This window comes from Plantibacter sp. 2H11-2, from assembly GCF_050031945.1.
GTDB lineage: Bacteria > Actinomycetota > Actinomycetes > Actinomycetales > Microbacteriaceae > Plantibacter > Plantibacter auratus.
Genome location: NZ_JBNBBL010000010.1, coordinates 89,278 through 102,700 on the forward strand (window position 1 = coordinate 89,278; position 13,423 = coordinate 102,700).

Annotated in this window: 16 protein-coding genes; 8 read left to right on the top strand and 8 right to left on the bottom strand. The window is 69.3% G+C overall.

From position 1 onward, the window contains the following. Window positions 1-36: 36 nt before the first annotated feature. Both ACQG07_RS17215 and ACQG07_RS17220 read right to left on the bottom strand, forming a co-directional pair. Entirely contained in the window at window positions 37-1,002 is a 966-nt protein-coding gene (locus ACQG07_RS17215) for a DMT family transporter (RefSeq protein ID WP_159876659.1), read from the bottom strand. 157 nt (window positions 1,003-1,159) lie between these two features. Then, a complete protein-coding gene (locus tag ACQG07_RS17220) occupies window positions 1,160-1,618 on the bottom strand; it encodes a MarR family winged helix-turn-helix transcriptional regulator (RefSeq protein WP_137242863.1) in 459 nt (152 codons plus the stop codon). Between the two features lie 174 nt (window positions 1,619-1,792). Between ACQG07_RS17220 and ACQG07_RS17225 the strand changes: the two genes are divergently transcribed. The 4 genes from ACQG07_RS17225 to ACQG07_RS17240 all read left to right on the top strand — a co-directional run bounded on the left by ACQG07_RS17225 (window position 1,793) and on the right by ACQG07_RS17240 (window position 6,765). Continuing rightward, a complete protein-coding gene (locus ACQG07_RS17225; RefSeq protein ID WP_426738946.1) occupies window positions 1,793-3,010 on the top strand; it encodes an MFS transporter in 1,218 nt (405 codons plus the stop codon). A 202-nt stretch (window positions 3,011-3,212) separates the two neighbouring features. Continuing rightward, window positions 3,213-4,289 (top strand): phosphotransferase family protein, encoded by a 1,077-nt coding sequence (locus ACQG07_RS17230; protein ID WP_426738947.1) that lies wholly within the window; start codon window positions 3,213-3,215, stop codon window positions 4,287-4,289. Between the two features lie 368 nt (window positions 4,290-4,657). Next, window positions 4,658-6,346 carry an ABC-F family ATP-binding cassette domain-containing protein gene (locus tag ACQG07_RS17235; protein WP_274498911.1) on the top strand — a complete coding sequence of 563 codons (1,689 nt, stop codon included), beginning with the start codon at window positions 4,658-4,660 and terminating at the stop codon, window positions 6,344-6,346. Window positions 6,347-6,489: 143 nt separating this feature from the next. Then, entirely contained in the window at window positions 6,490-6,765 is a 276-nt protein-coding gene (locus tag ACQG07_RS17240) for a hypothetical protein (protein WP_274498910.1), read from the top strand. A 16-nt stretch (window positions 6,766-6,781) separates the two neighbouring features. On the opposite strand, the gene ACQG07_RS17245 is transcribed toward ACQG07_RS17240, so the two are convergent. From ACQG07_RS17245 to ACQG07_RS17260, 4 genes are all read right to left on the bottom strand, one after another. Further along, on the bottom strand, window positions 6,782-7,735 hold the full coding sequence (locus tag ACQG07_RS17245; RefSeq protein ID WP_426738948.1) for a helix-turn-helix transcriptional regulator: 954 nt from the start codon (window positions 7,733-7,735) through the stop codon (window positions 6,782-6,784). Between the two features lie 77 nt (window positions 7,736-7,812). Beyond that, window positions 7,813-8,184, bottom strand: coding sequence for a hypothetical protein (locus ACQG07_RS17250; protein ID WP_426738949.1), 372 nt, complete (start codon window positions 8,182-8,184; stop codon window positions 7,813-7,815). Window positions 8,185-8,273: 89 nt separating this feature from the next. Continuing rightward, the gene (locus ACQG07_RS17255; RefSeq protein WP_079706140.1) at window positions 8,274-8,606 is read right to left on the bottom strand and encodes a hypothetical protein; all 333 of its coding nucleotides are present in this window, start codon (window positions 8,604-8,606) and stop codon (window positions 8,274-8,276) included. Between the two features lie 142 nt (window positions 8,607-8,748). Then, on the bottom strand, window positions 8,749-10,305 hold the full coding sequence (locus ACQG07_RS17260) for a deoxyguanosinetriphosphate triphosphohydrolase family protein (protein WP_426738950.1): 1,557 nt from the start codon (window positions 10,303-10,305) through the stop codon (window positions 8,749-8,751). Window positions 10,306-10,344: 39 nt separating this feature from the next. Here ACQG07_RS17260 and ACQG07_RS17265 point away from each other — a divergent pair, with 39 nt between their 5' ends. Continuing rightward, the gene (locus ACQG07_RS17265) at window positions 10,345-10,926 is read left to right on the top strand and encodes a uracil-DNA glycosylase family protein (protein ID WP_426738951.1); all 582 of its coding nucleotides are present in this window, start codon (window positions 10,345-10,347) and stop codon (window positions 10,924-10,926) included. Window positions 10,927-11,089: 163 nt separating this feature from the next. After that, a complete protein-coding gene (locus ACQG07_RS17270; protein WP_426738952.1) occupies window positions 11,090-11,470 on the top strand; it encodes a hypothetical protein in 381 nt (126 codons plus the stop codon). A 59-nt stretch (window positions 11,471-11,529) separates the two neighbouring features. Here ACQG07_RS17270 and ACQG07_RS17275 read toward each other — a convergent pair whose 3' ends face one another. Further along, entirely contained in the window at window positions 11,530-11,889 is a 360-nt protein-coding gene (locus ACQG07_RS17275) for a VOC family protein (RefSeq protein ID WP_426738953.1), read from the bottom strand. A 194-nt stretch (window positions 11,890-12,083) separates the two neighbouring features. Here ACQG07_RS17275 and ACQG07_RS17280 point away from each other — a divergent pair, with 194 nt between their 5' ends. Beyond that, window positions 12,084-12,536, top strand: coding sequence for an NUDIX hydrolase (locus ACQG07_RS17280; protein ID WP_124767890.1), 453 nt, complete (start codon window positions 12,084-12,086; stop codon window positions 12,534-12,536). A 180-nt stretch (window positions 12,537-12,716) separates the two neighbouring features. Further along, window positions 12,717-13,175 (top strand): putative immunity protein, encoded by a 459-nt coding sequence (locus tag ACQG07_RS17285; protein WP_411557333.1) that lies wholly within the window; start codon window positions 12,717-12,719, stop codon window positions 13,173-13,175. Between the two features lie 89 nt (window positions 13,176-13,264). On the opposite strand, the gene ACQG07_RS17290 is transcribed toward ACQG07_RS17285, so the two are convergent. Beyond that, window positions 13,265-13,417 (bottom strand): hypothetical protein, encoded by a 153-nt coding sequence (locus ACQG07_RS17290; RefSeq protein ID WP_165766958.1) that lies wholly within the window; start codon window positions 13,415-13,417, stop codon window positions 13,265-13,267. Window positions 13,418-13,423: the final 6 nt, after the last annotated feature.

The window sequence follows — 13,423 nt, forward strand, 5'->3', positions numbered from 1 at the left end:
GGGCCGCGACCGTCAGCGCGCGGCCGTCCAGCCACCCTATGCCGAGAGTGGGGGCGTGCGCCGCCGGAGCCGGAGCCGCCCCTGGCTCACGAGGATGCCGAGCACGACGATCACGCCACCCACCGGCTCGTTCCAGTGCAGGATCTCACCGAGCACGAGGATGCCGAGGACGACACCGACGAGGGGCGTGAGGTACGTGACGGTGGACGCAGCCGTCGGGCCCCAGGAGTCGACGATCGTCGTCATCCAGATGTAGGCGACGCCGGTACCGAGTGCTCCGAGGGCGAGCATACTGAGGACGACCGGGGCGTCGAGCGACACCGGCTGCATCGCGATGAACGGCGAGAGCACGAGCATGATGACGGCGGCGAGCGAGATCTCCACGGCCGAGATGACCACCGCGTCGTAGCTGTGGGTGCCGAGGACGAACTTCCGGAGGTAGACGAAGGCGATGCCGTAGCAGAGGGTCGCTCCGAGGCAGGCGAGCTGAGCCGGGATGGACTCGAGGATCGCCGGGTCGGCCAGGACGCGCCAGGGGCCGACGACGATCGCGACGCCGAGGGCACCGACGAAGATGCCGAACACCTGCAGGCCGTTCAGCCGTTCCTTCGGGAGGAACACGGCGCCGACGGCGAGCGTCATGATCGGCGTGGTCGCGTTGAGGATGCTCGACAGGCCGGACGGCAGGAACTGTCCCGCCCAGGAGAACAGGAGGAACGGGGCGACGCAGAGGAAGACGGAGACGACGGCGAGGTGCGCCCAGAGCCGACGCTCTCGCGGCCAGCGGCGTCGGGTGACGAGCATGATGATGCAGAGCGTCAGGGCACCGAGCACCACGCGGGACAGGGCGACCTGCGCCGGAGCGAGCCCGGTCAGGCCGGTCTTCATGAAGAGGAAGCTGGCACCCCAGATGAGCGCGGCGCCGAGATAGGCGCCCAGCACCCTGCGGGACCCTGGTGCGACGAGCGCGGTGACACGGGTGTTCGGTGCTGCGGTGCTCATCGTGCTCCCTCGAGTCGGACGACTCAGCTTGGCATCACCCACCGACGGCCGCGTGCACTGTCCTGCGACCCGGACGTCCTTGTCTCAGGACTCCTCCGGCACGCCGCCCTGCTCCCCGGGCGACGCGCCGGAGTTCTCCTGAGAACGGTCCGGTCGGTCAGACGGTGGTGGCGACGGGCTCCAGCCGGTGGATCGCCTCCACGAGCGGTGCGAGTTCCGGGAGCGACTCCGCGGTGGTGAGCGACTCCTCGAGGGCGCGGTCGTGCACCGGTCGGGCCTCCTCGAGCAGCGCCTTCCCGGCCGCCGTGAGCTCGGTGTAGACCCCTCGGCGATCGTCGGCGCACAGCACGCGGGTGAGGAGCGCGCGGTCCTCGAGGCGGTTGACGAGCCGGGTGGTGGCGCTCGGCGACAGGGCCGTCGCGCGGGCGAGCTGCTGCATGCGCATGTGCCAGCCGTCCTGGCGTCCCAGGGCGTCGAGCACGGTGTACTCGACCACGGAGAGCCGGGCCTCGGCCTGCAGCGCGCGTTCCAAATCGGACTCGATCGATCCGTACAGGGCGGCGAGCGTCCGCCACCCCTGCGCGCGGATCTCAACAGCGTCGTCGGCGATGCCCATCGGGACTCCTCGGTTCGAACATCGATCAATTGATTGCAGACGCACATAGTTGCTTGCGCTATTACCTAGCGCGTGCAACGATATCTATCGCGCGTCTGCAACTATCAGCGTACGCGTCCCGGCTGCAGGCCACCAGCACTCTCCCCACGACCCCCAGGAATCGCAGGAATCGTCATGCCACTCGGTCTCATCGCCCTCGCCCTCGGCGGCTTCGGCATCGGCCTCACGGAGTTCGTCATCATGGGGCTGTTGCCCGAGGTGGCGGCCGACTTCGGCGTCTCGGAAGCCGCAGCCGGCTGGCTCATCTCCGGCTACGCCCTGGCCGTCGTCGTCGGGGCGCTCGCCCTCACCGCGGCGGTCACCCGACTGCCGAAGAAGCCCGTCCTGCTGGCCCTGATGGTGCTCTTCATCGTCGGCAACCTCGTCTCCGCACTCGCCGGCGACTACCAGATCATGCTCGCCGGCCGCATCCTCGCCGCCCTCAGCCACGGAGCGTTCTTCGGTATCGGCTCGGTCCTGGCGGCGGCGATGGTCCCCGCCCACAAACAGGCCGGCGCGATCGCGATCATGTTCACTGGCCTCACCGCGGCGAACGTGCTCGGCGTCCCGTTCGGCACGCTGCTCGGCCAGCACTTCGGCTGGCGCTCGACCTTCTGGGCCATCACGGTGATCGGGGTCGTCGCCTTCATCGGCATCCTGGCACTCGTGCCGAAGCCGAAGCGTGACGAAGCCCCGGCGTCGCTCCTCGCCGAGCTGCGCGCGTTCCGCTCCGGCCAGGTCTGGCTCTCGATCGCTGTCACGGTCCTCGGCTACGGCGGCATGTTCGGTGCGTTCACCTACATCGCGTACACACTCACGGAGGTCAGCGGCTTCGCCTCGACCACGGTGCCGTGGCTCCTCATCCTCTTCGGCGTCGGACTCCTGGTCGGCAACATCGTGGGTGGCAAGGCGGCCGACCGGAACATCGACCGGACGCTCATCGTCGTCATCGCGGTGCTGACCGTGATCCTGGTCGCCTTCGCCGCGACCGCACAGTCGCCCGTCGCCACCGTGATCGCCCTCGTCCTCATGGGCGGCTTCGGATTCGCGACCGTCCCCGCGTTGCAGATGCGGGTCATGCGGTACGCGTCGGCCGCTCCCACGCTCGCCTCGGGAGCGAACATCGCCGCGTTCAACCTCGGCAACGCGCTCGGCGCCTGGCTCGGCGGCGTCACGATCACCGCCGGCCTCGGCTACACCTCTCCGATCTGGGCCGGAGCGGCCATCACCCTGCTCGGCCTGATCGTCATCATCGGTGCGTCCACCGCTGCGAAGCGCTCCCGCCGTCGTCCACAACTCCTGCAGGATGAGCCCACCGACGCCGCCCGCCAGGAGGTCCCGCACCCCGTGTGAGCCGCGCGCGACTCCAGCAGGAGTTGTGAACGCTCTGGGCTTCGCACCTCGACAAGCTCGGTGACCGGATGGGAGGCTCGGCAACGGGGCGGGGGGGCTCGGTGACCGGGGTAGGGCGCTCGGTGACCGGGGTAGGGGCAGTCGGCGAGCGGGCCAGCGGCGAGCGGCGAGCGAAGGGCGAAGGGCGCGCTACCGTGGGCGGATGAGCCGAACCCCTCGCCCCAGTGACACCATGATCGCGGTCGCCGAGCACTGGGCGGCCGAGCGACCGGCGATGCAGCCCGGCAGCCCGACCATCACGATGCTCGGAGCGGGCACGGCGAACGAGGTCGCAGCGGTCGAACTCGACGGCGGCGAGCGCGTCATCGTGAAGCTCTCCCCCGCGGACGCGGCCGGCCTCACCTACGAGCGGTCCCTCATGGCGACCGAGGCGCTCGCCCTCCGCATCCTCGGCCGTGCGGAGGTGCCGCAGCCGGAGATCGTCTTCGAGGCGACGCTCGACGGACGCGACGCGCTCGTGATGACCGAGCTCACCGGCCGACCGGCGAACAGCACCGAGACCGTCCCCCTCGCCCGCGACGTCCTCGGCCGCACGCTCGCCCGTCTGCACGAGGCGGGTCGCACGCCGTTCCACGTGGAACCAGACGACGTCGACATCCCGGCGGAGGCCGCGTCCATCGATTCGGCGACCGGCCTCGCCGAGGGGAACCGATTCGGCTACCCCTTCCGTCCGGAGCTTCAGGCGGCCAGTGCCGCGGACGCCTACCGGCTCGTCGTGGAGGCCGTCCTCGCCGACGCCCTGCGGTTCGAGGTCGACCTCCCGGTCGCGGCGGACGAGATCCGACACCTGATCGACACCGCGCTGCCGGCCTTCGACAGCGTGACGGAGCCGACGCTCGTCCACTTCGACCTCTGGGAGGGCAACCTCCTCGTCATGCCCGAACACGGGGCGGAGGCCGCCCAACTGACCGGCGTCATCGACCATGAGCGCGCGCACTGGGCTGACCCCACCGCCGACCTCGTCTCCCTGGCGCTCTTCACCGACGTGCCGGAGACGGTCGCCGCCGACTCGGAACTCCTCCGCGCCTACCGCGAGACGTCCGGCCGCGAGCTCCTGCCCGATGAGGACGCCCGGACCCGCGCGCGCCTGTGGTCGCTGTACCTCGCGCTCGTCATGGTGGTCGAAGGTGTCCCGCGTGGCTACGAGGGCGGCTGGTTCGACGAGCACGACGCGTCGGTGCGCACGTGGATCGGTGACATCGCGGCCTCGCTCGCCTGAGCCGCGCGACTCTCCGGTCCCTGAGCTGACCTCCTCCGGTCCCTGAGCTGACCTCCTCCGGTCCCTGAGCTGACCTCCTCCGGTCCCTGAGCTGACCTCCTCCGGTCCCTGAGCTTGTCGAAGGGCGGTCGGGGCACTTCGACAAGCTCAGTGACCGGGGTGGGGGCTCAGTGACCGGGGTCGGGCTCAGTGACCGGGGTCGGGCTCAGTGAAAGGGCAAGCTCAGTGACCGGGAGTCGTGCGCAGCGGCAGTTGCGCGAGGCCGGACCGGCGCGGCTAAACTGGTCGGCTCGCCAGGCGGTGGGCGGCCCGGCGCGAACCAGCGCGGGCCCGTTCGGGAGCGATCGGCTCCCTGGGGAGTGCGCACCATGGGCTACATCGACGTCAGCGACCTCAGCTACACGCTGAGCGACGGACGGACCCTGCTGGACGAGGTCTCGTTCCGCGTCGGCGAAGGGGCGATCGCCGCGCTCATCGGAGCGAACGGCGCCGGCAAGACGACGCTGCTGCGGATCATCCGCGGCGAGCTCCAGCCCGACTCCGGGGTCGTCTCCATCGACGGCGGCCTCGGCGTGATGGACCAGTTCGTCGGTCGCGGTGACGATGACCGGACGGTCCGTGACCTCCTCGTCCAGGTCGCGCCTCCGCGGGTCCGTGCCGCGGCAGAGGCGGTCGACCGCGCCGAGCTCGCCCTCATGGAGGACGACGTCGAGGCGACCCAGATGGCCTACGCGACGACGCTCGCCGAGTACGCCGACGCCGGCGGGTACGACCAGGAGGTGCTCTGGGACAGCTGCTGCGAGGCGGCACTCGGGGTGCCCTACGACCGCGCGCAGTGGCGGACGCTCGGCACGCTGTCCGGCGGCGAGCAGAAGCGGCTCGTCCTGGAGGCCCTGTTCCGCGGCCCTGAGCAGGTCCTCCTCCTCGACGAGCCCGACAACTCCCTCGACGTCCCGACGAAGCGCTGGCTCGAGGGGATGCTCGCCGAAACCCGCAAGACGGTCCTCCTCGTCTCGCACGACCGCGAGCTCCTGGCACAGGCGGCGACCCGCATCATCACGCTCGAGGTCGGCGCGGCCGGCAGTACGACGTGGACCCATGGCGCGAGCTTCCGCAGCTACCACGAGGCCCGCGACGCCCGACTCGACCGACTCGACGAACTCCGCCGGCGCTGGGACGAGGACCGCGTGAAGCTGCGCGCACTCGTGCTGCGTCTGCGCGAGCAGGCCAAGTTCAACGACTCCATGGCCTCCCGCTACCGCGCCGCGCAGACCCGACTCGCCAAGTTCGAGGACGCCGGTCCACCTGAGGAGCGACCGAAGGACCAGCAGGTCACGATGCGCCTCCGCGGCGCACGCACGGGCCGCCGCGCGATCGTCTGCACGGGGCTGGAACTGACCGGCCTGATGCAGCCGTTCGACGCGGAGATCTGGTTCGGCGAGCGCATCGGCGTCCTCGGTTCGAACGGTTCGGGCAAGTCGCACTTCCTCCGGCTGCTCGCCGGCGGTGGGACGGATCCCGATCCGGGCGCCGGGCACCTCGCCGCAGCGGGCGACGCGCTCGTCCCGGTCGAGCACGACGGCGACGCCAAGCTCGGCGCGCGCGTGCAGCCGGGGTGGTTCGCACAGTCGCACCGGCACCCCGAACTCGTCGGCCGGACCCTGCTGGACATCCTGCACCGCGGCGACGAGCACCGGTCGGGGCTCCCCCGCGAGGCCGCCAGCCGCGTGCTCGACCGCTACGGTCTGGCGGGCGCGGCCGAGCAGCCGTTCGAATCCCTCTCGGGCGGACAGCAGGCGCGCCTGCAGATCCTCCTACTCGAACTCTCCGGTGCCACGCTGCTCCTGCTCGACGAGCCGACCGACAACCTGGACCTCGTCTCGGCGGAGGCGCTCGAGCAGGGTCTGGCGGGTTTCGAGGGCACGGTGATCGCGGTCACCCACGACCGCTGGTTCGCGCGCGGCTTCGACCGCTTCCTCGTCTTCGGCTCCGACGGCCGGGTGCAGGCCTCCGACGAGCCCGTCTGGGAGGAGACCCGCGTCGACCGCGCGCGATAGCGGGTGTCGCCGCAGTGTCACCGTCCAGGAGGACGACTGAGGCGACACCCCCCTGCACGTGTGGCGACCTTGGTCAACCCACCGTGATCCACAGGCACGTTCCATACGCTTGCAGCAACAACCCGATCCCGGAGGTGATGGTCATGCAGTACAGCATCGCCATCGGCCGCGTTTCGTACGACATCGAGTCGGGTGTCGACATCTCGGCACTGATGAGCGAGATCGAGTCCGCCGTCCAAGCCGGTGGTCGCTTCGTCCACGTCCCGCTCTCCGCAGATCGCAACCTGGACGTCCTGGTCAGCCCGGGCCTGCAGGTGATCGTGGAATCCTTCGCGAACCGGGCGCTGGAGATCGTTCCCGCCATCGAGACGGAGAAGCTGTCGGGTCTCGACGAGTACGACGAGTTCGGCGACTTCTGAGCCGAACGGCCGGCGGCTAGGAACCGAGCGTCGTGCTCGGATACTCGCCGAAGCGGTTGGTGTACGAGGCGGAGAACCGCCCGAGGTGCGCGAACCCCCACCGGCTGGCGACCTCCGCGACCGTGGCCAGCCCGGGGTCGGCCTTCTGCAGTTCCTCTTGCACCCGGTCGAGTCTGACCCGTCGCAGGTAGTCGATCGCGGTGATGTCGTGCTCCCGACGGAACGCGCTCTGGAGGCTGCGCTGGCTCATGCCGACCGCTTCGGCGACGTCCTCCGTGCGGATCGGGAGGTGCGCGTTGGCGATCATGAACTCGATGGCCGCGCGGGTCTTTCCGGCGTCCGGCAGGCCGATCTCCACCGGCGCGTGCAGGGCCGTGTGCGGGAACGTCTCGAGGAGCGCGATCGCCGCCGACCGGTTCGCCTCGGCGCGGAGGACGGCCGGACTGGTGTCGTCATAGATGACCCGGGCGACGGATGTCACCGAAGCGGCCCATCGGCGGAGCTGCTCACCGGTCGGTCGGGCTGTCGTGTCGAAGAGGATCGGGCCGCTCGTACCCTCCACCTCGCCGGCCACCCGCTCGAGGAACGTCCCGTCGAAGTGCATGAGGTTCTGCCGGTAGTCGGTGAAGTCGAACTCGGCGAGTCGGTCGTTCGCGAACATCGCCGGCTGCCCGTGCACGAGCTGCATCGGTGCGCCGGCGAGGTCGGTGGCCCCACTGCCCGCCGTCAGCCAGGAGACGATGTACTCGCCCTCGGTGAGCACCGTTCCGGTGACGCGTCCGGTGAACTGGGTGGCGCGCAGGGTCAGCTCGTCGTCGCCGATCGCGGTGTACCGGAAGGTGAACGCCGATTCGGTGGGTTCGATGATCATCGAGCCGGCGTTGTACGCGCCGGCGAACAGATCGCGAGCCTCATCGACGTCGCGGCCTGCGACTTCGGACCGCTCTGCGGGTCCCGTCTCTTCGCTCATCGCTCATAGAATCTCACGGGGGAGCCCGGCTGTCATCCCGTAGCGGGTCGTTTCCGGCCCGAGCAGACCACTCGATGTCAGGCGGTCCCTTGCAGGAAGCCGTGTTCCGCACCCAGGACCTCGGTGAGCGCGGACGACGCCATGCGGGCGAACCGCGGGAGGACCGTGGTCTCGTGGACGGCGGTCGGGCGCTCGGACCAGACGGTCACCACGATGAGGCCGCCTTCGGTACGGAGCGACCAGGCGACGATGCGGTTCGCCGGAACCCGGACGGTGTCGCCGTCGACGTCGAGGCTGAGGGACGTCCGACTGAGGGACAGCCCGCCCTCCGCGTCCAAGCTGGCGTGCGAGGTCTGGAACACGATGTCCGTGCGGTCGATCAGGCGACGTGAGGCTCGCGCGTCGTCCAGGTCGAGGAAGTCGGGCGCGCTCTGGAGACCGGTGGTCACGGTGGCACCCCCAACTGGTGTTTCAGAGACGTCCGACGGCCGGAGCGCGTCGAGACGATGGTCGGTCAGTTGTCGCCGACCGTTCGGATCTACGCTGCGGACTCGACGCGCTTCGCGGCGCCGGCTGCCGGCTCGGGGACGACGCGCATGCCCTTGGCACTGTTGGCCTGCTCGAGGAGCGCGGCCAACCACTCACGGTTGAGCTCGGGGGCACGGCTGCCGTAGAAGGAGAACTGGAGGGGGATCATCGGGTTCAGCCAGAGCGACTGACGTCCGGTCCCGCGGCCGGGAACGGCTTCGAGGTGGAAGGCGAAGCTCTCGTTGCGGCGGAACTTCGTGAAGATGACCGTCTGCAGGTGTGCGAGCAGTCGGTCTTCGATCTCGTGCGGGGTCGGAGGGGTTCCGTAGAGGAGGTTTCCCATGAGGCGCGCCATCCGTTCTGTTTCGGTGCCGGGCTGGTTCCCGGCGCCGTTGCTAACGCTAGATCTTCTAGCGATCCCCCGCTCTGACCTATCCGAAATGCGTCGGGTATTGCTCGGAACCGGGGCGGCGTTCAGGCTGCACTCAGCTGCCGAAGGCCCATGCCTCGCGGTCTCCGCGCAGTCTGGCGGCGAGCGCCGTCGCCTGTTCGTCGGTCAGCGAGGCGACGTAGTCGAGGATGCCGCGCGCCCGACCGAGGCGCCCCAGGGCGCGTGGGTCGCTCTGCGGGCGGCCACTGTCGGACTCGGGGTCTGCCGGGAGCCAGTCGGGGTTGTCCGCCCGGAGTCGGAAGTAGCCGTCGGTGGCGAGTTCGACGAAGTCGAGGAGCTTCTGCGGCGCACGCGGGCCGTCGCGGGGGTCGTCGAGCCAGCTGTCCAGTTCGGTGACGAGCACGTCGAGCACCCGGGACTGGCCTCGCTGGTAGGTGGCGAAGTCCGGCCGGTCGATGACGAACCGGGTGTGGACGAATTTCAGTACGGTGACGTCGTGCCACGCCTCGGGGAGGAGCGACACGTGCCCGGAGCGCACGTTCGGCTCCTCGACGACGAGGACGGAGCGCTGGAGGCGGCCGATCCAGGACGACACGAAGGATTCGATGGCGCGCTCGGTGCGGCTGGAACCGTCGAAGGGGACCGCGAGGAGTCCTTCGACGAGCTCGGTCGCGACCCGCTGGACCGACGCCCGGAAGTGCTCGTCGCTGGCGATCCACGGGTCGCGCGAGACGATCCGCCGGCGCAACAGTTCGAGCGAGTGGCCGGGTGCGCGGTTCCAGAGTTCCTCGGCGTCGAGCGCGGCGAGGGTGTGCTGGTCGCGGAGGAAGGTGCGGAACTCGACCGCCACCGCCGCCTGCTGCAGGACACCGGCCCGGTAGAAGTCGTCGAGGTCGTGCAGGGAGTAGGCGATGTCGTCGGCGACGTCCATCACGGAGCACTCGACGGTCTGCTGCCAGGCGGCGATCGCGGTGAACGCACTGCGTGCGTCGAGCATGTCGTCGAGATCGAGGGTGTACGCGGAGAACTTCGGCGGCGCGGTCTCCCAGCGGCTTGCGGTGGACCCGCGTGGCATCCTCGTCGGGTCGGTGGGGTCGAGGTCGGGACGGTGGATGGTGCGGCCCCAGGGGTACTTGAGCACGGCGGCGCGGGAGGCCGCCGTGAGGTTGAGGCCCTCCTTCACCGTCTCGCACACGTCGAGCGCGGAGAGGATGCGGAACGACTGCGCGTTGCCCTCGAAGCCTTCCGCGAGGCCGAGTCGCTCTCGGGCCAGGCGGTCGAGGACCTGCTCGCCGAGGTGGCCGAACGGCGGGTGGCCGAGGTCGTGGGCTGAGGCCGCTGCCTGCACGACGACCGGGTCGCAACCGCCGAGCCGCTCGACGATGGCGTTCTGCTCAGGATCGGTCGTGGTGAGCTGCATGGCGATCGCGCGCGCGACAGCGGTCACCTTGATCGAGTGCGTGAGGCGGTTGTGGACGACCTGACCGACGCCGGAGGGCGAGACGACCTGCGTCACCGCGGACAACCGCGCGAAGTACGGGGAGAACCGGATGCGCTCGAGGTCGACCCGGTACTCGGGGTACTCCTCGCCGGTCGCGAACCGGTCCACCGGCTCGGGGATGAGGCGCCGTCGCCGCTGGTCGTCGTCCATCCCCTCACTGTATTGCGCTCGCGGTGGGAGACTGCAGGGATGCATCCGATCGACCGTCTCCGAGCCGAGGTCGCCGCGCACGAGTCGAACGAGTGGGCCCACGAGCTCGGCTGGAAACCGCTCTTCGTCGCCTCCCCGGAGGCCCGCGTGCTCATCATCAGTCAGGCGCCTGGTCGTCTGGCGCAGGAGTCGGGCATCCCCTGGAACGACCCGAGTGGTGTCCTCCTCCGCTCCTGGATGGGCGTGACACCTGAGGAGTTCTACGACCCGGCGAACGTCGCGATCATCCCGATGGACTTCTACTTCCCGGGCAAGGGGACGAGCGGCGACCTGCCGCCCCGCCGGGACTTCGCGCCGCGCTGGCATCCGCGCCTGCTCGAGCAGCTGACCGAGGTGCGCCTGACGATCCTCATCGGCGCCTACGCCCAGCGCGCCTACCTCGGACCGCGGGCCGGTCGCACCCTGACGGAGAACGTCCGCGCCGCGGAGACCCACCTCCCGCTCTTCCCGATCGTGCACCCGTCGCCGCTCGCGCGCGGCTGGCGCAGCAAGAACCCCTGGTTCCAGGAGGAGACGGTTCCCCTGCTGGCCGCGCAGGTGCGGGCGGCGCTCACGGCGTGACGAATAGGCTGATGAGGATGCCGGCACGCCGGCGTCTGATCGAAGGGACGAGGGGCACGTCGTGAGCGATGAACCGAGCGCTGGCGACGGACTGCGGCCGCCGGCCGAACCGCTGTCAGGGCCGAGCTCAGCCAGGGAGCCTGCCGCGTCGGCCGCTGGATCCGTGTCAGCCGCCGACCCTGGAGCAGCCGACCAGGACGGGCCGGTCACCGGACGAGCGTCCGGCGTCGGCATCACGCTGCTCCTGTTCGGGCTGCTGGTCGTGAGCTGGCTCGTCCAACTCTCCTTCGCACTGCAGGGCGAGTTCGGTCCGTCCGAGGACCGGCTCAGTGGCGGCGGGACGCTCGCCGGGTTCGTGCTCGGCGCCGCGATCGCGATCGGTTCGCCCATCGTCGTGCTCATCCTGCAGGCGCGGGTCCACAAGCGGACACCTCGACACTCGATCGTCGCCGTCATCGGCGCAGTCGTCGTGCTCATCATCGCCGTGCCGATCAACGCCGTGGTGGTGGGCCTCCAGGCCGTGAGCGTCGTCAGCGGCAGCTAGGCGCTCGTCGCCGCGGATATGGGCGCGCATTCGCGGGGGGGGTGAGGGAGACGAGGCCTCTATTCGGGGACTTCCCAGAGTTCGATCGGGAGTCCCTCGGGGTCGTGGATGCGGACGAATCGGCCGTATTCCGTCTCCCACTCAGTTCGACGCTCGACGGCGATCCCGGCTCCCTCGAGATGCGCCGTCAGGGCGTCCAAGTCGCTCACGCGAAGGTTGAGCATGAAGGGCTGGTCGTGAGCGAACGACTCGCTCGTCCCCGCAACAGGCGCGAAGACGGTCATGCCGGCCTCCTGCATCCAGACGGCGTCTTCGCCCTCTGCGCCGACTTCGATGCCGAGATGCTCGCGGTACCACGCCGCGCGCGCCGACGGGTCATGACTGCGGAAGAACAACCCGCCGATGCCGAGAACGCCCATGGGGTGAGCTTATCGACGCGAGGAACTCCGCGACCCCGACGCAGATTCGAGATCGGTGCTGCGGGACATCAGGACATACGGTGCACGTCCGCTGTCGTCCGTGATGGTCGATCGCGGCTCGAACCAAGTGATACCCGGAATCGTCTACGGGCGAGCATGTTGATCTCCGCTCAGCGGCATAGGGTTTGACGACCATGAGCCACTTCTCCGTTATTCCCGCGTCGTATGTCTTCCTGCGCCGCGATCAATCAGTCCTGTTGCAACGACGGCAGAACACCGGCTACATGGACGACTGTTGGTCAGCGGGTGCCGCCGGCCATGTGGAGTTTGGTGAAACTGCGGCGTCTGCCGCAATCCGCGAGGCGAGAGAAGAACTTGGCGTCCAGGTGGCACCTGAGGCGCTATCGGCCGTGGCTGTCATGCAGAGAACCGATGGCACAGCGAACCCGATGGAACAGCGCGTCGACTGGTTCTTCGTCTGCGACGTCTGGGGTGGCGAACCACTGATCCGAGAACCAATCAAGTGCGCAGAACTGTCGTGGTTTCGCCTCGACGATCTACCGCTCAACCTGCCCGCTCACGAGCGGCTCGCACTGGACGCCTTGCGCGAGGGGCGCGGGTCAGCGGTCCTCACGTTCGGGTTCTGACCACCCGTCAGCGCGACTGTCCGGCCTTCCACCTGTTTCATAACGTGTCAAACAGTGGTGCGTTGAACGGTTGAGACCACCATGATTTCCGGGCCACTTCCATTACGTAAGCGCGTGCCCTCTCGACACAACCTGCGGCGGGCCGATCTTTCCACGCTTGATCCCTGAGACGATCGAGGCGTGAGCGAAGAGACGAAACCGAAGTGGGCGAACCCTGAGCCGGCGATCCATCACGCGATCGCACTGTGGGCGGCGAGCTGCGCAGAACGCGCTTTGCCGATCTTCGAGCAACAGCGCCCCGGTGACGATCGACCACGCGCAGCGATCGCGGCACTCCGAGCTTGGGAACGCGGTGAACTTCCGATGACGGCGTGCCGCACCGCTGCGTTCGCAGCACATGCGGCCGCACGCGACGCGACCGAAGCAGGAGCGGCCGCCGCCGTCGCCGCTGCTCGTGCAGCCGGTCAGGCGTGCGCGGTAGCCCACATGTTCGACCACGCTCCGCACGCTGCGACCTACGCCGCGAATGCCGTGGGCCTCAACGGAGACGGTAGGACCGCCGAAGAAGCTGAGCGCGCCTGGCAGTGGGAGGAACTGGCACCCAAGCTGCGCCCGATCGGCTTCCCCAAGGGTCGGTGACCGACCCCGCCGCGGGAAGGCATCCGAAGGCCGCGACAGCGAAGAGGCTGTTGTCGTATCGAGCCCGAGCGGCTCGCCGCGAGCCGCCCTTACAGACCGGCGATTTCAGCCGATCGCACGACGAAGTACACGAGGATGGCGACGAATGCCACGACGAGGACGACAGCGGTCCAGAACATCGCGATGCGAAGCCGCCGCGTCTGTGGAGATTCGCCGGGTCGATTCCAGGGTGCGCGAGCCATGGAGCA

What these genes read in the sequence shown, in the direction of transcription:
- ACQG07_RS17260 (WP_426738950.1), bottom strand. Translation starts at nt 10,305, where the DNA reads ATGGACGACGACCAGCGGCGACGGCGCCTCATCCCCGAGCCGGTGGAC.
- ACQG07_RS17220 (WP_137242863.1), bottom strand. Translation starts at nt 1,618, where the DNA reads ATGGGCATCGCCGACGACGCTGTTGAGATCCGCGCGCAGGGGTGGCGG.
- ACQG07_RS17245 (WP_426738948.1), bottom strand. Translation starts at nt 7,735, where the DNA reads ATGAGCGAAGAGACGGGACCCGCAGAGCGGTCCGAAGTCGCAGGCCGC.
- ACQG07_RS17235 (WP_274498911.1), top strand. Translation starts at nt 4,658, where the DNA reads ATGGGCTACATCGACGTCAGCGACCTCAGCTACACGCTGAGCGACGGA.
- ACQG07_RS17265 (WP_426738951.1), top strand. Translation starts at nt 10,345, where the DNA reads ATGCATCCGATCGACCGTCTCCGAGCCGAGGTCGCCGCGCACGAGTCG.
- ACQG07_RS17275 (WP_426738953.1), bottom strand. Translation starts at nt 11,889, where the DNA reads ATGGGCGTTCTCGGCATCGGCGGGTTGTTCTTCCGCAGTCATGACCCG.
- ACQG07_RS17230 (WP_426738947.1), top strand. Translation starts at nt 3,213, where the DNA reads ATGAGCCGAACCCCTCGCCCCAGTGACACCATGATCGCGGTCGCCGAG.
- ACQG07_RS17240 (WP_274498910.1), top strand. Translation starts at nt 6,490, where the DNA reads ATGCAGTACAGCATCGCCATCGGCCGCGTTTCGTACGACATCGAGTCG.
- ACQG07_RS17290 (WP_165766958.1), bottom strand. Translation starts at nt 13,417, where the DNA reads ATGGCTCGCGCACCCTGGAATCGACCCGGCGAATCTCCACAGACGCGG.
- ACQG07_RS17280 (WP_124767890.1), top strand. Translation starts at nt 12,084, where the DNA reads ATGAGCCACTTCTCCGTTATTCCCGCGTCGTATGTCTTCCTGCGCCGC.
- ACQG07_RS17225 (WP_426738946.1), top strand. Translation starts at nt 1,793, where the DNA reads ATGCCACTCGGTCTCATCGCCCTCGCCCTCGGCGGCTTCGGCATCGGC.
- ACQG07_RS17215 (WP_159876659.1), bottom strand. Translation starts at nt 1,002, where the DNA reads ATGAGCACCGCAGCACCGAACACCCGTGTCACCGCGCTCGTCGCACCA.
- ACQG07_RS17255 (WP_079706140.1), bottom strand. Translation starts at nt 8,606, where the DNA reads ATGGGAAACCTCCTCTACGGAACCCCTCCGACCCCGCACGAGATCGAA.